Annotated in this window: 18 protein-coding genes and 1 riboswitch; of the genes, 13 read left to right on the forward strand and 5 right to left on the reverse strand. The window is 46.6% G+C overall.

Annotation, left to right across the window (positions count from 1 at the left end):
- Window positions 1-62: 62 nt before the first annotated feature.
- From MKY42_RS07555 to MKY42_RS07575, 5 genes are all read left to right on the forward strand, one after another.
- A complete protein-coding gene (locus tag MKY42_RS07555) occupies window positions 63-929 on the forward strand; it encodes an RNA polymerase sigma factor (protein WP_179265493.1) in 867 nt (288 codons plus the stop codon).
- A gap of 18 nt (window positions 930-947) precedes the next feature.
- Window positions 948-1,529 carry an ATP-dependent Clp endopeptidase proteolytic subunit ClpP gene (clpP, locus tag MKY42_RS07560; protein WP_090894498.1) on the forward strand — a complete coding sequence of 194 codons (582 nt, stop codon included), beginning with the start codon at window positions 948-950 and terminating at the stop codon, window positions 1,527-1,529.
- A gap of 220 nt (window positions 1,530-1,749) precedes the next feature.
- Window positions 1,750-2,130 (forward strand): GntR family transcriptional regulator, encoded by a 381-nt coding sequence (locus MKY42_RS07565; protein ID WP_339850137.1) that lies wholly within the window; start codon window positions 1,750-1,752, stop codon window positions 2,128-2,130.
- The gene (locus MKY42_RS07570; protein ID WP_339852784.1) at window positions 2,130-2,996 is read left to right on the forward strand and encodes an ABC transporter ATP-binding protein; all 867 of its coding nucleotides are present in this window, start codon (window positions 2,130-2,132) and stop codon (window positions 2,994-2,996) included. The genes MKY42_RS07565 and MKY42_RS07570 overlap by 1 nt, the downstream gene beginning before the upstream one ends.
- Window positions 2,989-3,615, forward strand: coding sequence for an ABC-2 transporter permease (locus MKY42_RS07575; protein ID WP_339850140.1), 627 nt, complete (start codon window positions 2,989-2,991; stop codon window positions 3,613-3,615). Before MKY42_RS07570 ends, MKY42_RS07575 begins: the two co-directional genes overlap by 8 nt.
- 186 nt (window positions 3,616-3,801) lie before the next feature.
- Here MKY42_RS07575 and MKY42_RS07580 read toward each other — a convergent pair whose 3' ends face one another.
- A complete protein-coding gene (locus tag MKY42_RS07580; protein WP_339850142.1) occupies window positions 3,802-5,211 on the reverse strand; it encodes a PLP-dependent aminotransferase family protein in 1,410 nt (469 codons plus the stop codon).
- A gap of 132 nt (window positions 5,212-5,343) precedes the next feature.
- On the opposite strand from MKY42_RS07580, the gene MKY42_RS07585 reads away from it, so the two are divergent.
- The gene (locus tag MKY42_RS07585) at window positions 5,344-6,282 is read left to right on the forward strand and encodes an EamA family transporter (protein WP_339850145.1); all 939 of its coding nucleotides are present in this window, start codon (window positions 5,344-5,346) and stop codon (window positions 6,280-6,282) included.
- Window positions 6,283-6,864: 582 nt separating this feature from the next.
- Here MKY42_RS07585 and MKY42_RS07590 read toward each other — a convergent pair.
- Together MKY42_RS07590 and MKY42_RS07595 are read right to left on the reverse strand one after the other, a co-directional pair.
- The gene (locus MKY42_RS07590) at window positions 6,865-7,515 is read right to left on the reverse strand and encodes an NAD(P)H-dependent oxidoreductase (protein WP_339850147.1); all 651 of its coding nucleotides are present in this window, start codon (window positions 7,513-7,515) and stop codon (window positions 6,865-6,867) included.
- Window positions 7,516-8,055: 540 nt separating this feature from the next.
- On the reverse strand, window positions 8,056-9,177 hold the full coding sequence (locus MKY42_RS07595; protein ID WP_339850149.1) for an NADH-dependent flavin oxidoreductase: 1,122 nt from the start codon (window positions 9,175-9,177) through the stop codon (window positions 8,056-8,058).
- 170 nt (window positions 9,178-9,347) lie between these two features.
- Here MKY42_RS07595 and MKY42_RS07600 point away from each other — a divergent pair, with 170 nt between their 5' ends.
- The gene (locus MKY42_RS07600; protein ID WP_090894513.1) at window positions 9,348-9,776 is read left to right on the forward strand and encodes a MerR family transcriptional regulator; all 429 of its coding nucleotides are present in this window, start codon (window positions 9,348-9,350) and stop codon (window positions 9,774-9,776) included.
- Between the two features lie 461 nt (window positions 9,777-10,237).
- Here MKY42_RS07600 and MKY42_RS07605 read toward each other — a convergent pair whose 3' ends face one another.
- Entirely contained in the window at window positions 10,238-11,041 is an 804-nt protein-coding gene (locus tag MKY42_RS07605) for a Cof-type HAD-IIB family hydrolase (RefSeq protein WP_179265485.1), read from the reverse strand.
- 233 nt (window positions 11,042-11,274) lie between these two features.
- On the reverse strand, window positions 11,275-12,276 hold the full coding sequence (locus MKY42_RS07610; protein ID WP_339850153.1) for a lipoate--protein ligase: 1,002 nt from the start codon (window positions 12,274-12,276) through the stop codon (window positions 11,275-11,277).
- A gap of 211 nt (window positions 12,277-12,487) precedes the next feature.
- Here MKY42_RS07610 and cobD point away from each other — a divergent pair, with 211 nt between their 5' ends.
- The 6 genes from cobD (at window position 12,488) to MKY42_RS07640 (ending at window position 18,643) form a co-directional block, all read left to right on the forward strand.
- Entirely contained in the window at window positions 12,488-13,636 is a 1,149-nt protein-coding gene (gene cobD / locus MKY42_RS07615) for a threonine-phosphate decarboxylase CobD (RefSeq protein ID WP_256221925.1), read from the forward strand.
- Window positions 13,617-14,435, forward strand: a complete 819-nt coding sequence (locus MKY42_RS07620; protein WP_339850157.1) for an adenosylcobinamide amidohydrolase — start codon at window positions 13,617-13,619, stop codon at window positions 14,433-14,435. The genes cobD and MKY42_RS07620 overlap by 20 nt, the downstream gene beginning before the upstream one ends.
- A 44-nt stretch (window positions 14,436-14,479) precedes the next feature.
- The gene (cbiB, locus tag MKY42_RS07625; RefSeq protein WP_339852787.1) at window positions 14,480-15,460 is read left to right on the forward strand and encodes an adenosylcobinamide-phosphate synthase CbiB; all 981 of its coding nucleotides are present in this window, start codon (window positions 14,480-14,482) and stop codon (window positions 15,458-15,460) included.
- Entirely contained in the window at window positions 15,451-16,098 is a 648-nt protein-coding gene (locus MKY42_RS07630; protein WP_256221926.1) for a histidine phosphatase family protein, read from the forward strand. The genes cbiB and MKY42_RS07630 overlap by 10 nt, the downstream gene beginning before the upstream one ends.
- Window positions 16,099-16,262: 164 nt before the next feature.
- A riboswitch (cobalamin riboswitch) is annotated at window positions 16,263-16,400 on the forward strand.
- A gap of 207 nt (window positions 16,401-16,607) precedes the next feature.
- Window positions 16,608-17,600: an ABC transporter substrate-binding protein gene (locus MKY42_RS07635; RefSeq protein WP_179265956.1), complete on the forward strand. Its 993-nt coding sequence runs from the start codon at window positions 16,608-16,610 to the stop codon at window positions 17,598-17,600.
- Entirely contained in the window at window positions 17,597-18,643 is a 1,047-nt protein-coding gene (locus MKY42_RS07640) for an iron chelate uptake ABC transporter family permease subunit (RefSeq protein ID WP_090894521.1), read from the forward strand. Before MKY42_RS07635 ends, MKY42_RS07640 begins: the two co-directional genes overlap by 4 nt.
- Window positions 18,644-18,661 lie beyond the last annotated feature (18 nt).

The raw sequence follows: 18,661 nt of genomic DNA on the forward strand, positions 1-18,661 counted from the left end.
GCCATTACAGCAAGTGAATTGAAGCAAGATCAATCAGGAACCAACAAAGGGGGGCCCCAAACATGGCCTTTGTGAAGTCCGTGGATTGCAGAATCAACAGACCACATGATGATAAACAGGTTGAACCCTATAACCATTCCGGTGTTCAAACCGGATATACGTTAGAGCAAACGATTGAAGCTGCGCTTCCGAGCCTGCTGGGCTCGTTGTACGCCTACTGTATGTCATTAACTGGTTCGGTCTGGGAGACGGAGGATCTGGTTCAGGATACATGTGTTAAAGCATTATCCTCTTCAGCTGCCCGAAGAACGGGAATGACAGCGGACATGAACTGGGAAGCCTATCTCATCCGTGTTGCACGCAACACCTGGATTGACGCCATACGGAAGCGTGAGAACTTGGCAAGCAAACTGGAAAGCATGAAGCCATTTATGCAAGAATTTGAGGAAGAAGAGCGATTCGAGGAAGTCGAGTCCGCTGTTCAAATCCTTGTGGATGAACTGCCACCGTGGCAGCGAGCGATATATATGTTACGTGATTTAATGGGATACACGACGGTAGAGACTGCTGAACTGTTGGATACGACGGAAGGGGCGGTCAAAGCTGCCCTGAGTCGTGCCCGCACTGCTCTGGCGAAAGTGAGGCACAGCCTGCATGAAGCGGATGCTGATCAGACCAATCAATTGGAAGAGCATCCGCAAAATAGGGAGGAACTGCGCAGTTATTTGCTGGCGTTCCGCAGCGGTGATACTGCCCGTTTAATTGATCTATGCCTGAGTCAGACCGATGATCCGATGGCTGTGGCGGGAACGATTTTGCAGCAGACTCTGCCGTCTCAATCGATGCAGCCAGTGATGTACAGTTATTCAAGCTCCGGTACGAATTCCATGTCGTATGGGGGAGGATATACGGTTACCATGGTTGCGTAAACCGGGGAGGCAAAATGCATGAACGTGGTACCTTATGTTGTTGAACAGACAGCCCGCGGAGAGCGGAGCTATGATATTTATTCCCGTTTGCTGAAAGATCGAATCATTATGGTATCCGGAGAAATTGAGGATCAGATGGCGAATGCGATCGTGGCCCAGTTGTTGTTTCTGACCGCAGAGGACCCGGAGAAGGATATCCAGATGTATATCAACAGTCCGGGTGGTTCCGTGACTGCCGGATTCTCCATCTTTGACACGATGCAATTCGTGAAGCCTGACATTTCCACGATCTGCACAGGCATGGCAGCCAGCTTCGGTACGATCCTGCTGGTGGGTGGAACAAAAGGGAAACGGCTGGCGCTGCCAAACAGTGAAATTATGATTCACCAGCCGCTTGGCGGAACACGGGGGCAGGCCTCGGATATGCTGATTCATGCCAACCGGATTATCCAGCATCGTCAGCGCCTCAATAAGCTGCTTGCCGATCATACGGGACAGCCGATGGATCGGATTGAAAAGGATACAGACAGAGATTATTTTCTGACCGCTGCGGAAGCCGTCGAGTATGGTCTTGTGGATAAGGTAATATCCAGTACGTAAGAAAAAAAGATACCATACATGCCAAAAAACACGACAAAAGAAAAGCAAGAATAATGAACAGTAAAGTAGCCCGGAAGGTCATTCGACTTTTCGGGCTACTTTGCTGTCTTATCTGTATTGAAAAAAAATTGAATGATTATTGACTCAACCCATGTATAGTGTATATATTATATATATACACTATACATGGGTTGGATTGAAACCAGTGAGGTGAGAGAACATGAACATACTAATATCAAACGCATCAAGCGATCCCATCTACATGCAGATTCTAACCCAGATTAGACAGAGCATTTTAAGCGGGGAACTGGTTGGAGGGGAGAGTCTCCCCTCCATCCGTCAACTTGCAAAGGATCTGCAGGTCAGTGTAATTACTACCAAACGTGTCTATGAAGAACTGGAGAAAGAGAAACTGATTGATTCTGTCGTAGGCAAAGGCTCCTTTGTTTCCGGGGCCAATCAGGAGTTTATTCGGGAACAGCGCCTGAAACGAATCGAAGAGAAAATGCTCGATATCCTTCGTGAGGGCAAGGAACTGGGCATGAGTGTTCAAGATGTAGTTAAGCATTTTACGTTGCTAGTAGAGGAGGAAGAAGCATGATGAACGCAATTGAGTTGCGCAACCTATCCAAAACGTACCCCTTATTCAAGCTGGATCAGATCACTTTGGATATAAAACAAGGTTATATTACCGGACTTATCGGACCGAACGGGGCGGGGAAAAGCACACTGATCAGTCTAATCACCGGCTTGATTCGTCCGGACTCCGGGAGCATCAAAACATTGGGAAAAGAAATGCCTGCTCAGGAAATTAACGTTAAAGAACGCATTGGCATTGTTTCAGATGAATGTTTCTATTATGAGCATCTTACGATCCGTGAAATGAAAAGTATGATTGCTCCTTTTTATAAGAAATGGGATGAGAAGCAATTTAACAACTACCTGGAGCAATTCGAATTGTCTCCCAAAAAGAAGATTCAAGAACTGTCCAAAGGCATGAAAATCAAATTTTCACTGGCTATCGCTTTATCTCACGATGCTGAGCTACTCATCATGGATGAGCCGACATCCGGGCTTGATCCTGTGTTTCGGAGAGAACTGCTTGACCTGCTTGCAGATATGATACAGGACGAAACTCGATCTATTATTTTCTCGACTCATATCACGACGGATTTGGAGCGTATAGCAGATTATATTACGTTCATCAATAAAGGAAAGATTGTGTTTAATGAAGCAAAGGATGATGTGCTTGAAAGGTACATAATAGTAAAGGGGGACATTAAGCTGCTTGATGCGGACACGAGAAGGCAATTCGTCGGAATCCGTGAGACAGCGGTTGGTTTTGAAGGCTTGGCAAATAACAGGGCGGAGGCAGAACGATTATTTGGCAATTATGCTCTTTTACATAGACCTTCCCTTGAAGATCTTATCTATTTTACGGCCAAGGGGGAACGGCATCATGCTTAACTTGCTTCGCAAAGATTATATCGCTTTGAAAAGCTCGCTATGGGCAATCCTTTTTTATTTTGTTGTATTCAGTGTCGCATTTATCCCGACAGTGGAAATGTCGATGTATTTTGTTGGGATCTATACTGCTTTCGGTTCGATTATGCTTGCAACTATGATTGATATCAAAAACCATAATCATAAATTTCTTGTCACACTCCCGCTTAGCCGCAGAAACATTGTGCAAGCGAAGTATCTGTCTGCCATTCTCTATACGCTTTTTGGAGTTTTCGCTTCGTCAGGCGCTCACTGGCTGGTTAACTATCTTTTCCCCGAACTGAACAAGCCCGACTTTTCGGTACTGGACATCCTGATTTCGATTGGAATGGTGCTGGTTTTAATTTCGATCTATATGCCTCTTTTTTACGCCCTTAGTAAAAAGGGAGCGGGAATAATTAATACAGTGTTCATGATCGTTCTTATTATTTTAGCGCAACCTGTCGCCTCGCTCCTGTATATGGCAGGCGAGAACGGAATGGGTCGTGCTTCGGTTTATGTTTTTGTTTCAGTTTGCATTCTTCTGTTGTTCATTGTCTCCTATTTTGTAACGGTCCGACTGTTTGCAAGGAAAGATCTATAGGATGAATGAAGAAGGATTTCAATAAAAAAACTTTCTAACTTACTTTGTCAGTCGAGAACAGCAGAACAGCAGCCCAAAAAGTAAAGTCGCCAAACGGCGACTTTTTGTGTTACAGAAGATTTAAAATTTGTGACCTGCCAGACAAGCTGTCGTTAATCTGCAAATGCAGATTTTGCAAACGTATCATCACGTATTTTCAGCCAACGCAATCAGTCTGCTCATGCCTTCCCGGATTTGCTGCTCGTGAGCATAGGAGAAGGAGAGACGCAGCTTGCGACTGGCATTCGCATCGGAAGGATCGAATACCGTTCCCGGCACAAAAGCGACGGAATGCTCCATGCATCGGTGAAGCAAGCGCCCCGTATCTACACCTTCCGGAAGCTCTGCCCAGATATTAAGTCCACCCTCAGGACGAGTCCATGTCCAATTGGTTTGTTGAAGGCATTGTTCCATTACTTCCATCCGCAGTTGAATGGCGGTACGCAGCTTGGACAAGTGCTGGTGCATGCGTGGGGACTGGAAATAACGGAGGAACAGCTTCTGGTTCAGCAGAGGTGATCCGTTATCTGTCAGTGCTTTTACGGCCTGTAATCCTGGCATAAACCGGGGACGGCACATAATTGCGGCAATTCGCAGACCCGGCACGACATATTTGCTATAGCTGCGAATATAGAGTGTATGCCCTGTAGTATCGTATGTGAAGATCGGCGCAGGAGGTTTTTCCTTGAAATAGATATCATAGGTGCTGTCGTCTTCCACCAGGAAACATCCGTACTGTTCCGCCAGTTCAGGCAGTTGTTTGCGCTGCTCGGTCGGAATATTGATGCCCGTAGGATTTTGGAAGGTTGGCGTCATATAAAATACTCTTGGCTTTTCCTGCTTCATCAGGCGTTCAATCTGTTCCAGATCGTAGCCATCACGATGAATATCCGTAAAAATCAACTTGGCACCCTGTTTGCGGAAAATTTCCATCGCAGGGCCATACGTTGGCCTCTCCATGAGCACACGGTCACCGGGTCTGACGAGACTGCGGGAGATCACATCAATGGCCTGCTGTGCACCAGAAGTGATCAGCACTTCATCAGACGAGATGTAGAAACGTTCCCTCGTCGTCAGATGGCTTGCCAAGGCACTACGCAGCTCCAGATCTCCTTGAATCGTGGAATACGTCCCAAGCAGACGGGGATATAAATCTAGCAAATCCCGCATCAGTTCTCCCCAATAGCGGTTGGGCAGCAGGGCGGGGTCAATCAATGATTTGGAAAATTGGTATTCCGCCTCAAGGGATTGCACGCGGGCAAGTGAATCCCAATGCAGCCAGGCAGACACGGCCGGGTCATCGGCCTGATCTGTCACGGGAGAAGGGTCAGCAGGACTGACATAATAACCGGACTTATCCTTGACGTAAACGTTCCCCCGTTCTTTTAATTCCTGATATGCCTTAAAAACAGTGAGGCGATGTACACCGAGCAGCTCGGACAGGCTCCGCACGGACGGCAGCTTCTCATGCTCTTTCCACTCTCCGGCTTCGATCCGCACAACCAGATAATGTACCACTTGCTCATATAGTTTCAGGCTGTTATCTGTCATCAACATGGTTTTACCCACCCGGCTCACGCTCCTTTTGAACTCCATTGTAACAGCAAAAGGGAACTAACTGTTCTGTTTTATTCATTCTGTTCTGTAGACAGTGCTATATGATGGAGAACAGATGAAGGAGGGGCTAGCATGGTTGCAGTAGCATTTACCGTAATGTGTCTTATTTTTGGAACAACGTTTCTAGCGATTAAAATTGGCGTGGAGGCAGGCATGCCGCCTTTTCTATCGGCCGGACTGCGCTTTATCATTGCAGGTGCTCTAATGTTTGCATGGATGTGGATGAAAGGGAAAGTGAACCTGTCTTTATTATGGCGTAAAGAGATGCTCTTGACCGGGGCCGGATTGACGTTCGGGACCTTTGCGACCTTATATTGGGCTGAACAATATGTGAGCTCGGGTGTTGGTGCAATTCTGTCAGCAACAGGTCCACTGATGATTATGGTGATGCAGACAGCGTTGTTGCGTCAAAAAACGTCTGCACGCATGATTGCGGGCTGCCTGATCGGTTTTGCAGGGGTTATCCTTGTTGTATTGCCGGGTGTATCGATTGGTGGTAACTCCCTGTGGCTATGGGGCTGTATTGCGGTATTGGTGGGTGAAGTCTGTTATTCGGCAGGCGCGTTGTACTCCAAAAAAGTCATTAATCAGTTTAAGGAGGCTAATCCGGTAGCAATCAATGCGGTGCAAATGATGTACGGAGGGTTGCTGTTATCTGCGCTTTCGGCGGTGACGGAATCGTGGAGCACAACTGGACTGGATTGGATGCCCGCAATATCATCTCTGATCTATCTGACGGTCATTGGTTCGATGGTGGGGCACAGCTTGTTCTACTGGATCATGTCTCGTACCAACCCGTTATTCCCGGCGACCTGGTTATACATTTCCCCTCCGATTGCGGTTGGGCTTGGGGCGGTTCTCTACAATGAGCATGTAAGCTGGATTACCTGGTTGGGCGTTGCGCTGATCGTTTCAGGTTTACTGGCGATGAATGAGAAGGTGATGGGGTGGCTTGGTAAAAGAAGTCGTTCTAATCGGATGGTTCAAGCATCCAAACCTGTGGTAAAATAGGCGAAGCGTAATTCAGCGCAGGAATGGGCGAAGACCATACTGAACAGGCAGAGACTTGGGGCGATATTACTGTTTGCAGGCATTATACTGTATGGTGCTATTCATATTGCGATCGTTATATACATCCCAACCGTAGCAGTCTGGTCTCTTATACGTGGGGACGTTATTTTGAAGCTGTTTCGGAGACTCGTGGCTGGATTGGTTCTGCGATCCTTTTATTAAATATCTCAGGCTACGTCATCGCAAGATGTCGTAATCTGGGATTTTTTCGTTCAGGCTAGGTAAAGAGTGTGAATGAGATAGGTATTAAAGAAAATGAAAAGCGGGAAGCGTTAGCAGGACAGCCAAACCAATGAAAGGCGGTACCAGCCAAAATACGAATCTCCAAGACAGGTTCTCTGCTAGTGATCCAGCAATATAGAGGACGATTAAATACAGGCAATTTATATGCCCCGGAAAACAACTGAGCATTTTCGTTCTAAGTCGATCGGGATAACCCAAAGTAATGCTGTAATAAACGCTTACGCGTTATTTGTTTTGTAAAACTTTTAAGGTATTGATTTCCCTTATTTAACTGTAAAATTAAAATGTTCCTGCTGCCAATATTGCTTTGCGAATTGCTTGCTCCTTAATTCTTTTTGCTTGATCTGGCCCCTCACTGATCCCTTCAATAAAAATAGCCTGAACGTCGTCAATCCCCTGTAATTTCATAACAGAATGGATATAACTGTGACTGTATTCAACATTTTCAAACGTTCCGTGTGAAAGAACTGTTCCTGAAGCTTGAATGTGCATTACTTTTTTCCCTTGCTGAGTTCCAATCAGTCCGGACAAACCGCGGAGCCCATTGTCTGCTCGCTTAATAGTTCCACCTATAATCGTAACTGCATCAATGTAGTCTTTCAGTACAGAAGGAAAAGAGTAATTCCATACAGGGTTTACTATAATAATTTTATCCGCATCCATGAACTGTTCCAGTATCTCACGCATCCGTACTGCTTTTTGTTTGGTCTCTTCGTGTAATGCTTCAAAAGTTGGTCCACTTAGTGGTTGTCCCCAATGGCTTAGAATATCAGCATCAATTCTCGGAAGATCCATGCGGTATAGATCCAAATGTATTACTTCATCCTCAGGGTTAAACGCCCGGTAGGTTTCAATAAACTGTTTGCCGACCGATAAACTGTAGGTATCCTCTTTCATAGGATGTGCAGTAATGTACAGTACAGTTGCCATAAAAGGTCCACTCCTTGATTTTAATAGTATTAAATGAAGACACGAAGCTAGTGACCAAGTGGTTTTGATTCATACGCGACACAGACGACTAATAAAATAAACGTTTAACTTGATTTGCTGTAATATTAGAATCTCTATTACATCATTCAGCCGATCTCGCAACACTCAATGAAAGATCTGGACGAACGCAAAAGAGCTGAAGGAAAACCTCATAAAGTGGCATTGGTAGCATGCTCGAATAAGCCAGTTCATTGGTTATATGCCATGCATATTAATAAATATTACAGGCCCGAGTTGTTTTGCCGGAAATGTTGACAAGCTATTTGCTGGTATAGCTCAATGAAATAGTCGTTGGAGAATTGGTTAGATACATGTCTAATCGATAATCGGATCAGGTTCTTGTCTCTCGACAAGTAACCAACAAGTTCTCTTTAACCAAGCGAACTACAGATGGAGCACCTTAAAATCAGGATCAGAAACCCGAAGTCTCATTCAAGACCTGGGTTTCTGATCAATCTGAGTAGCCTTTAAGACTACTCTTTATTTACTAACATTAAACCAACCTGGCATTGCTTGAATTACATTCCAAAGTTTTTCTGGAATAGTAAGCTGGTCGAATTTCGAAACGTTCAATTCAGAATCTATCTCGGCTTCACGTCCATTTGCGACCTTTTCAACCCAGTTAGGATCCATAATTAACGCATGCCCAATGGCGACTAGCGGCAATCCTAATTCCGCAGCTTGAAGAGCATCATCCGGTGTTAGTATTGAACCAGCAGCCATCACAGGTACCTTACCGTTTGCTCTTTCAATAATTAATTCAAGCCGTGTTTTTTCATCTTGACTATCTACTGGTTTTGAAGAAACATTATCTAATGAAGCATGAATATAATCTAGATCCTGTTCAACAAGGAAATCAATTAATTCATACGTGTCTTTCATACGTAATCCGTCCACTTTGTGGGATTCTTCAGGGGAAAGGCGGAAACCAATCATAAATGGTTTTGCAGCATGTTTTTCAATGACATTTTTGATTTCGTTAATAATCGCCAATGGAAAACGCAAGCGATTTTCAAGTGATCCTCCCCATTGGTCCGTCCGTTGATTTGTCGCTGGCGACCAAAAATTCTGAATTAAAAATCCATGTGCGCCATGAATTTCGACGCCATCAAATCCGGCTTCAATCGCTCGTCTTGTTGTATCTCCAAAAGCACGTACAATCGACAAAATCTCCTCATGTGATAGTTCTCTTGTTTCTGGAGTTGAACCTAAATTAGTAATTTCGGGTTGCAATGCACTCGCACTAACTGCATCCAATTCGGGCAAAGCTTTATTGCCAGCATGAAAAATCTGTAGGATCGCAGGAGAGCCTCCACTTTTGGCTGCTTCAGCTAGTTTTCGTAAACTTGGAGTAAATTCATCATTGTATCCGGCGAATTCATTCGTAAAACCCTGTCCATTCGGTGTGACATGAGTACACCCTGTAATGACGAGTCCTACTCCATTCACTCTTTGTTTGTAATACTTTACTTCGTCATCCGAAATGGTAAGATCGTCATTACTTGACCAGGTTGTCATAGGTGCCATAACCATTCTATTCTTCATTGTTATTCCACTTCTGAATGTGAAGGATTCAAATAACCTATTATATTTTTGATTCATTTCTTATAACCTCGCTATCATATTTTCTTTTCTATTTCAGTGTAATTGGTTACTGTTACGTTAAGTAAAGGACTTATTTTTATATGATTATATACAGAATTGTTGTGTTGTCATTCTCTTTATGATATATATTTAGTTACAGTAACTGTAACTAAAGGTGGGACGAATAGATGTTGTATTCAATGACATATGTAGTGGAGAATTTAAATGTATCTGCAAAGACACTTCGATTTTATGAAGAGCAGGGGATATTGCCGAATATATCTCGTGACGAAAAAGGTCGTAGAGTGTATAACCAACAACAAATAGATTGGATTTCTTTTATTCGTTGTCTCAAAGAGACAGGGATGCCTCTTTCAAAAATCAAGGATTACAAGGAATTGTATGAATTGGGAAATAGCACTTATTTGCAAAGAGAAGAAATGTTGATGCAGCATAAATTGGAAGTTCAGAAGAAAATGGAGGAAAGTCAAAGACACTTGGAAGAAATAAACTATAAACTAGCCATGTATGAACTTCAGAAAGAAGAAGTTATGAAAAACCCCAACTATAACTTTAAATGTCACGGTCACGGCCTGGAGATTAAGACGGTGAATTAATGTGCTTAACTCAACTTTCGGTGCGACCAAGCCTAGTTGTGAAGATCGATTCTATGAGGCATTAATCAAGCTGATGGCCAAATTCGAGCTGCAAATCGCAGAAGAGAAGACGAAAATTTGGAGTTTGGACTTTTCGCCAAAGAATATCGGAAAGCTTTAATTGGGCGGCCGATAGAATAGCGAGCCACTCGTATTTCTTGGAGTGATGGCAAGATACAGCAGTTCGGAAACCAACGGTAGGGCAGAACACAGTGCCTCTTTCCAGCGTTTGTAGCCACAGGAAGGAGCGTTTGTCGATTCCAGATGTATGCCGGTGAGAACAAGAAAGTAAGCTGTATGCGAAGGAACATACATAGTCAAAGCTAAAAGAACAGCCCTGCACAGCGAGCTATCGCTGACAGGGCTGTTTTTTTGTATTGTCCATAATACATGTATAAAAGTAAAATGCTTTGCTGAAATTCTTACTCCGCGTTCAGCACAAACTTCTCAATAACCTGCTTCACGCCGTCTTCGTTATTGCTCGCGGTAATGTAATCTGCCAGCTCTTTCAGAGCAGGGATCGCATTCCCCATCGCTACACCCAAACCAGCGACTTCCAGCATTTCATGGTCATTCCAGGAATCCCCGATGGCAATGCATTCGCTCAATTGGTGACCGAAGTGATCTGCCAGGAAGGTGAGCGCATGGCCTTTCGTTCCCTCGCGGTGCATGATCTCAAGGAAGTATGGCTTGGACTTGGTAATGTGTACTTCAGGTCCGAGCAGTTCGCGCAGGGCAATGGCAACCTCATCGAGGTAATCTGGCTCATCAATGATGAGCAGTTTCGGTGTTTTTTGCTCAATCACTTTGATGAAATCTGGTTCGATGTGGTACTGAGTACCATTCAGTTTAGCGTAGTCACGCAGCTTGTCGTTTTCTTCACGGGCATACAGCTTGTCGTCAATGTACGTTTGCAGATGCAGATTATGCTCCAGGCAGTAGTCGTACAATTTGCGGGAAGCGTCCTGTGGAACGTAGCGCTCGTAGAGTACTTTTTCGTCCAGCAAGTTTTTCACCAAAGCGCCTTGATACGTAATGATGGGCACGTTCAGCTTCGTTTGACGAGCGAGTGCTTGGGCAGAAGCATAAGCACGTCCGGTTGCCAGTGTTACAACGACACCATGAGCAACCGCTTGTTCCAGGGCAGTCTGTGTTGCAGGCGTTACTTCCTTGTTATCGTTGATCAGTGTGTCGTCAATGTCAATTGCGATTAATTTGTAGGTCATCTGTGTTTCTCTCCTTTTTTATCTGTATCTATTTAATTGAACTAAATAAACTCACACAAGCACTACGATGACAGAATAACCTTCCAATCACTGTTATCCCCAGATTTTTTGATCCCTCTTATAAGGGGGAAATCCGGTGATAAAGGTGAACGCTTCGCTTTTACAGGTTTTTTCTGTCCTCTCCGTTTCAGTGATCATAGTTAGTTCAAAACATCTATATACATCTAAATTGCTTACTCTTCCAGGAAGATGAGGCCAATAAAGTCCTCCAGCTCCAGGTTACCGAAGTAATGTTTTACATCCAGACCCTCAAGTGCAGTACGCACCTCAGATTCCTCGTAACGCTTGCCACGCAGCATATCTTCGATATCCGCTACATCACCTACGCCGAAGAAATCACCAAAGATTTTGATATCTTCAATCCGTCCATCCTTGATATTCATGCGCAGATCGATGATGCCGACAGGGAATTTACGTGTATGCTTCACATTGCTTTCCGGGGAAAGCCCGTAGTTCCAGTCCCAATTGTTATAACGCTCAGCAGAGATTTCGTTGATCTTGTCCCAGTCTTTCTCTGTGAGTTCATATTGAGGAACATCTTGTGGCTCCATGCGGAAAATGTGACGCAGCAGCTCGTCCCGGAATTGTTCAATGGTCAAATTGCTGTCGATTAGATCACGAATATTCGCTACACGACTGCGTACGGATTTGGTGCTCTTGGATTTGAACTTCTCCGGATTCACGTTGAGTGAAGCCTGGACGTGTTCGAGGTTCAAATTAAACATCAATGTGCCGTGACTGAACATGCGGCCACGCGTAGAGAATTGGGCATTGCCCGAAATTTTCTTCTCTCCGACTTGCAGATCGTTGCGTCCCGTCAGTTCGGCATTGACCCCAAGCTCTTGCAGGGCTTCCACCACAGGTTGCGTGAATTTGCGGAAGTTATGGAAGGATTGTCCGTCATCCTTGGTAATAAAACTGAAATTGAGGTTGCCCAGATCGTGATAAACGGCTCCGCCTCCCGAAAGACGACGTACGACTTGCACACCGTTATCCTGAACATACTCAATGTTGATCTCTTCAATGGTGTTCTGGTGTTTTCCGATAATAATGGACGGGCGGTTGATGTAAAACAGCAAGTAACTGTCATCCATCGGCAGATGCTTCAGAATGTATTCCTCAATGGCGAGGTTTACAGAAGGATCTGTAATGCCCTGGTTATCAACAAACAGCATGGTCATTCCTCCATTAATGTATGTGAGGGATGTATATCCCTTATATAGTGATGCTTTGCGGAATCGAAATTCCTTCTCTATTGTAAACGAATTGTCGAAAGGACACAAAGAAATTGAAGCCGCAAAGGGCTTAAATAGCCAAATCAGGATTGACCCCTGCCTGCCACGACATCCATAATAAAAAGGACATGCAGAAAGGATGACGGATAGGATGACCGGTTTAATTGAAGTTTTTGGACATGGCGGTGATGTGGAGACGGCCGCTGTACGTTTTGGAGGGAATCCTGCAGATTTCCTCGATTTTAGCGCAAATATTAATCCTCTGGGTCCACCTCGGGAAGTGCTGGAGTCTCTGAAACAAGGATTACATACGGTACTTCGTTACCCTGATCCGGGCCATCGGGCGTTCAAAATGTTGCTTAGTGACCGGCTGGGTTTAACCCCGGATCACATATCTGTTGGCAATGGGGCGGCGGAAAATATGGCTCTAATCTTAATTGGACTCGCGCCGCGCAGAGTCGGTACGGTAGAGCCCGGTTTTTCAGAGTACAGTGCTTTGTCCAGACAATTTGGAGCAGAAGTCCACCATGTTCAAGGACGGGAAGAACTGGACTGGCGAGCAGAACCGGAAGATATTGAGAAGCTGATAGAGCGGGTGGACCTGCTTTTCCTTGGACAGCCCAACAACCCCAATGGGGTACAGTATCCGGTCGAAGTTCTGCAACGGCTTGCTCGTAAAGCAGAGACAACAGGCACAATATTGGTTGTCGATGAGGCATTTATCGATTTTATTCCTGAATCACAGCGGCAATCACTTGCGCCCAGCTTGAAAGAGTATCCGCAAGTGATCATCATTCGTTCGATGACCAAGTTTTATGCGATTCCAGGCCTGCGTCTGGGTTACGCGATGGGGCGTCCTGAACTGATTCGCGCCATGACAGAGAAACAGGTCACCTGGAGTGTGAACGGGCTTGCACTGATCGCAGGAGAAGCCTGTCTGCGCAGTGGGGAAAATTTTGAACAGGAGACATTGGCACTGGTGTCACACGAACGAAAGAGATTAACGGAAGGTCTGGAAGCGTTGGGGTGTGAGGTTACACGAGGGGAAGCAAATTTTATATTGGCAGCTCTTCCAGAACCGTGGACAGCGTCATCCATGCAGGCTGCTCTCGGAGAACGGGGAATACTGATCCGAAGCTGCGCGATGTATCCCGGACTTGGGGAACGACATGTACGTTTTGCGGTCAAGGACGCGGAGGCTAATGGACGTTTGCTGGAAACAATAGGAAATGTAATTACGCCTAATCCGACAACCGGGTTAGAGGCAGGGGGACAAAGCGATGGCACTGCCATTCTATAATTATTACTCCCATGTACAAAAGGAACAGAACGAATACAGATCTTCTGTGTGGCCTGGATTATACATCTCCGCACATGAGCGGCATATTAAAGCGTCCAGTCCCTCTGTTGTAACAGCACTTTCCAGTGCCGTGTATGGGGGCGGCATGATTGAACTAGATCGCATATTCAACACCTATGTGGACAGACATTATCGCTGTGACGATCCACCACGTGATATTGCCGAGCTGTTGAGTGAATGGCAGGAGCAGCAGGATCAATGTGCCGGTCTTCTGACTGCGGTTCGATTGGAGCACACAGCGATTCAGGAATACGAAAGTGATGAATTCGGATTGCTTTGCTGCACTACAGCAGGGGTATCGAATGCTGCACGGGCAGGTTCTGCAAGAACCGTGTTCGATGCTGCGGGGAATGAGATGAGCAATGGGACGGTTTCCCAGAAAATTGGGAAAGTTTCGTCTTCAACCTATACTCCCGGTACGATCAATATCATGTTGTGGATGAATGGGTGTATGACTGCTGGAGCGATGGTGAATGCCATTCAGACTGCGGTAGAGGCGAAAGCCGCTGCGTTAGCTGATTTCGGTGTGATGGATTCAGAGAATGGTCTGCCTGCAACCGGAACAACAACGGATGCCATCGTACTCGCGGTAAGCCAGGATGGAGTAAATAAACCGCTCATCAGTTATGCCGGGACGGCTACGGTCTTGGGTGCAGTGATCGGCAGGCTGGTGTATGACACGATAACGGAAAGCCTGCAAGCTGCGCAGGAGTGGAAAGAGAGGAATAACAAGCAATGACGTCTCTGCTGCATCAATGTGCTTCCTGGCCGATCTGGACGGGAATGGCTGGAGCCTGGATTATTATAGGAGCATACATATTGGATCGCTGCATCGGAGATCCGCGCTGGATTCCCCATCCGGTGATTGGCATGGGAAAGGCCATCTCTGCACTGGAGCGGGCGATAAGGTCGCGGGTGGATTCAAATCAGGCTCTCCAAAGAGCTGGCGTTTTATTTCCCCTTTTGATTGCAGGCGGTTCTTTTGCACTGACTTGGGGATTAATCTATGTGTTGGGTCTTATTCATCCCGCTGTTGCGGTTGTGGCAGAAGTGGTGCTAATCGCAACCACCATCGCCTCAAAAGGTTTGAAGGATGCAGGCATGGAAGTTTACCGCCATCTGATTCAACAGGACTGGCCTGCGGCGAGACGTTCACTGGGTATGATTGTAGGACGTGATACGGCTCATCTGGATGAACAGGAGATTGTACGGGGAACGGTGGAGACTGTGGCGGAAAATATCGTGGATGCCATCGTCTCTCCACTGTTCTATGCCCTGATTGGTGGAGCACCACTTGCCATGGCCTATCGGGCGGTGAATACACTGGACTCCATGGTAGGTTATAAAAATGAAAAATATCTGCATCTCGGCTGGGCGTCTGCCCGTCTGGATGATTGGGCCAATTGGATTCCCGCGCGGCTTACCGCCTTGCTGTTGATTATAGGAGCCTGGTTCATGAAGATGGATGCCAGAGGGGCTGCACGCATGGTGTCCCGGGATGCACGACTGCACCCAAGCCCGAATAGCGGTTTTCCCGAGTCAGCGGTGGCCGGAGCGCTGGGCATAAGACTTGGCGGGCATAACGTATATCACGGCGTGGCTTCATTTCGCGCATATATGGGCGAGCCTACAAGACGGATGGAAGCAGAAGATATCGTACAAACAACTCGGCTTATGTTCTGGTCGGCAGGTTCTTTTGTTTTAGTATGTTGGTTGGTCACCTTAGGGATATGGTCTGCTGGAGGTGCACTGTTATGGAGATAGAAGCTGGACCTAGTGGCATGCAAAGCCGTGAGATTATTTTGATACGTCATGGTACAACGGCGTGGAACTTGGAAAAAAGGTATCTTGGGCATACCGACATCGGACTGCTGCCCGGAGCAGAGCAGGAGCTATCTTCGCTGCGCGAAGAGTTCAGCAATATCACCTGCGAAGCCCTGTATTGCAGTGATCTGCTGCGTTGTCAGCAGACACTAACACACATTGCGCCGTCCCAAGCGGGACAGGCCAAGCTTGATCCCCGACTAAGGGAGATCAACTTTGGTCAGTGGGAGGGGTTGACCTATGACCAGCTCAAGGATAATCCGCAGTACCGAGACTGGATCGATGCGCCTAAAGAGGTAACGCCACCGAATGGCGAGCCTTGGACAGCATTTGCTGCGCGAATTGATTCATTTATAGAAGAGAGTCTGATGTCCTTTTCACCAATACTGCACTCTCGCAGCATAAACGTGCCAAAGGTAGCCGTAATTACGCATGGCGGTGTTATTCGTTATATGATATCACGTCTCATTCCAGATCAAGGATTTTGGGATACGCAGGTAATACCAGGACAAGCGATCAAAATCCGGCTGGATGGCGATGGGGAGAGCTGGGTTGGAACCAGATTGACTTTTCCGTAAATCGGGTTGTAAGGATGTACAATATAACCTATAATCACAACAGAAGTGTGACTTAGCAAGTGCATCATCGATGGAGGCGCAACAAGCTCTACCAAGGATGCAGGATGCTCACTTGAATGGTTAAACAATATTAGCGACCAAGGGTCCCGCGTGCATGCAGTATGTTTCATGCTTTTATATGAGGCGATGAACGGCATACGGGTGAAATAGGGAAGCCGGTGTAAATCCGGCACGGTCCCGCCACTGTAAATCAGGATGAATTCCTGTAAGTCAGGTTACCTGCCCTGGACGTATAAACCGGTGTTCCTTCGAGGAAAGGACAGCGTTTCGGGCAGTTCTCTGTGCATAAACAGCGCCAAGCTGACCATGCGCAGATCGCCACATGCGAGACGTCATCCCTGATCCTGACCAAGGATTGGGGATTTTATTTTTTCGGAACACAAATTCAAGCGGAATTGGGACAGGAGCACTACTCACTAGAATGGATAGAGAAGGGGAGAATGAACACAATGAATTTCAAGACATGGAAAGGCGTAGCGTCACTGCTGAGCGCAGCGATGCTGGCACTGACGTTGGCCGGTTGTGGTACAACAACAACGAACGAGGGTACAGGAACCTCACAACCTGCACAGGAGCAATCCCAGGAACAGGCGCAGACAGATCTCAAAACACAATATCCACTCACGGTTACAGATGCTACGGGTGAATCGTTTACGTTTGACAAAGCACCAGCCAAAATCGTATCCGTATCTCCGGCTGAAACGGAATCCCTGTTCGCACTCGGATTGGACGAGCAGATCGTAGGGGTATCCGACTATGACGATTATCCGGAAGCAGCAACAACAAAACCGAAAATGGGCGGAGTATCAAAGCCTAATGAAGAGTCGATCATTGCGGCTGAAGCAGATATCGTATTTACAGGTATCTCAATGAGCAAAGAGTCGGTGAAGAAACTGCGCGATCTGGGCATTACGATTTTCAAAACAGATCCTAAATCAGTGGATGATGTAATAAACAACATTGAAACTTTTGGTAAAATCACGGATCATCAGGAAAAAGCACAGGAGATCATCACCCAGATGAAAAAAGATGTGGCTGATGTAACTGAAGCTGTGAAGGCAGTTAAACCGGAAGAGAAGAAAAAAGTATATGTTGAATTCTCCCCAGGCTGGACTGTAGGTAAAGGTGAATTCATGGATGAATTGATTACACTGGCCGGAGGAAACAACGTAGCATCCGACTTGACTGGCTGGAACCAGATTAATGAAGAGAACATTATTGCTTCCAATCCGGACGTCATTCTGTATGCGAACGATGTAGTGGAAGATAACAAAACATTGGATCAAATCATTAAAGCACGCAGCGGGTGGGATCAAATTACGGCTGTGAAAAACGATGCAGTCATCGGTCTGGATGCCAACCTGTTGAGCCGTCCGGGACCACGGGTAACCCAAGGTCTGAAAGAAGTAGCCAAAGCGATCTACCCTGATCTGTTCAAATGAGTAAAAAGCTGGCAGTGTACGGAACGGCCGGAATTGTGCTGCTTGTGTTAACCGTGCTCATCTGCACGGGCATCGGTTCGGTTGCCCTGCCTGCCTTGGACATTGCGGGCATCTTGCTTCATCGCATTCCCTGGCTGGGCGACTGGATTGTTCCTGACTGGAATACAGCAGCAGAACAGATCATATGGAAGGTCAGATTCCCACGTGTACTGCTTGCCGTGCTTGTAGGTGCATCGCTGGCGATTGCCGGAACTGGATTCCAGGGGGTTCTTCGTAACCCTCTGGCTGATCCGTTTACCCTGGGCGTATCGTCCGGTGCATCGGTAGGTGCGGCTTTTCTGATTTTTTTCGGATTGCAGTATGCACTGATTGGGATCTGGACTCTGCCACTGGTCGCGTTTCTGACGGGAGTAGTCACATTGTGGTTTGTGCTGGCCCTCGCTCGTGAGGGACGCAAAATACCGACACACAGCCTGGTTCTGGCTGGCGTCGTCATGCAGAGTTTCCTGGGAGCAGTAGTCTCCTTCCTGTCGACCATGTCGAAGCAGACAATCAATGAAATTATATATTGGACGATGGGAAGTCTGGCACTGCGTGGGTGGTCGTATACGGCCATCCTTTTCCCGTATTTTGTGCTGGGGCTGATTTTCCTCTGGAGCCGTGCGCGTTCGTTGAATGTGCTTGCCTTGGGGGAACGACAAGCCGCGCATATCGGGGTTCAGGTGGATAGATTGAAACTGTCGGTGTTAGCTGTGGGTACGCTGGTTACGGCAGGCGCTGTCTCTGTATCCGGCGTGATCGGCTTCGTTGGGTTGGTCATTCCGCATATTCTTCGGCTCATTGTCGGACCTGATTATCGGTTGTTGGTGCCTTTGTCCGCGATTGGGGGAGCCATCTTCATGGTCTGGGCAGATACGATTGCACGCTCATTGCTGGCCCCAACCGAAATTCCGCTGGGTGTAGTTACAGCTTTTGTTGGAGCGCCATTCTTTGCGTATCTGCTGCATCGGAACAAAAAGCTGCGGAAGGGGATGATGCCATGAGTACATTCATGAAAAGAG

The sequence above is a fragment of the Paenibacillus sp. FSL W7-1088 genome, assembly GCF_037969855.1.
Taxonomy (GTDB): Bacteria; Bacillota; Bacilli; order Paenibacillales; family Paenibacillaceae; genus Paenibacillus.

Coding starts and splice junctions, on each gene's coding strand:
- MKY42_RS07635 (WP_179265956.1), top strand. CDS start 16,608: ATGAATTTCAAGACATGGAAAGGCGTAGCGTCACTGCTGAGCGCAGCG.
- MKY42_RS07570 (WP_339852784.1), top strand. CDS start 2,130: ATGAACGCAATTGAGTTGCGCAACCTATCCAAAACGTACCCCTTATTC.
- MKY42_RS07640 (WP_090894521.1), top strand. CDS start 17,597: ATGAGTAAAAAGCTGGCAGTGTACGGAACGGCCGGAATTGTGCTGCTT.
- MKY42_RS07630 (WP_256221926.1), top strand. CDS start 15,451: ATGGAGATAGAAGCTGGACCTAGTGGCATGCAAAGCCGTGAGATTATT.
- MKY42_RS07565 (WP_339850137.1), top strand. CDS start 1,750: ATGAACATACTAATATCAAACGCATCAAGCGATCCCATCTACATGCAG.
- cbiB (WP_339852787.1), top strand. CDS start 14,480: ATGGCTGGAGCCTGGATTATTATAGGAGCATACATATTGGATCGCTGC.
- cobD (WP_256221925.1), top strand. CDS start 12,488: ATGACCGGTTTAATTGAAGTTTTTGGACATGGCGGTGATGTGGAGACG.
- MKY42_RS07620 (WP_339850157.1), top strand. CDS start 13,617: ATGGCACTGCCATTCTATAATTATTACTCCCATGTACAAAAGGAACAG.
- clpP (WP_090894498.1), top strand. CDS start 948: ATGAACGTGGTACCTTATGTTGTTGAACAGACAGCCCGCGGAGAGCGG.
- MKY42_RS07580 (WP_339850142.1), bottom strand. CDS start 5,211: ATGTTGATGACAGATAACAGCCTGAAACTATATGAGCAAGTGGTACAT.
- MKY42_RS07595 (WP_339850149.1), bottom strand. CDS start 9,177: ATGAATCAAAAATATAATAGGTTATTTGAATCCTTCACATTCAGAAGT.
- MKY42_RS07600 (WP_090894513.1), top strand. CDS start 9,348: ATGTTGTATTCAATGACATATGTAGTGGAGAATTTAAATGTATCTGCA.
- MKY42_RS07590 (WP_339850147.1), bottom strand. CDS start 7,515: ATGGCAACTGTACTGTACATTACTGCACATCCTATGAAAGAGGATACC.
- MKY42_RS07585 (WP_339850145.1), top strand. CDS start 5,344: ATGGTTGCAGTAGCATTTACCGTAATGTGTCTTATTTTTGGAACAACG.
- MKY42_RS07555 (WP_179265493.1), top strand. CDS start 63: ATGGCCTTTGTGAAGTCCGTGGATTGCAGAATCAACAGACCACATGAT.
- MKY42_RS07610 (WP_339850153.1), bottom strand. CDS start 12,276: ATGCTGTTTGTTGATAACCAGGGCATTACAGATCCTTCTGTAAACCTC.
- MKY42_RS07605 (WP_179265485.1), bottom strand. CDS start 11,041: ATGACCTACAAATTAATCGCAATTGACATTGACGACACACTGATCAAC.
- MKY42_RS07575 (WP_339850140.1), top strand. CDS start 2,989: ATGCTTAACTTGCTTCGCAAAGATTATATCGCTTTGAAAAGCTCGCTA.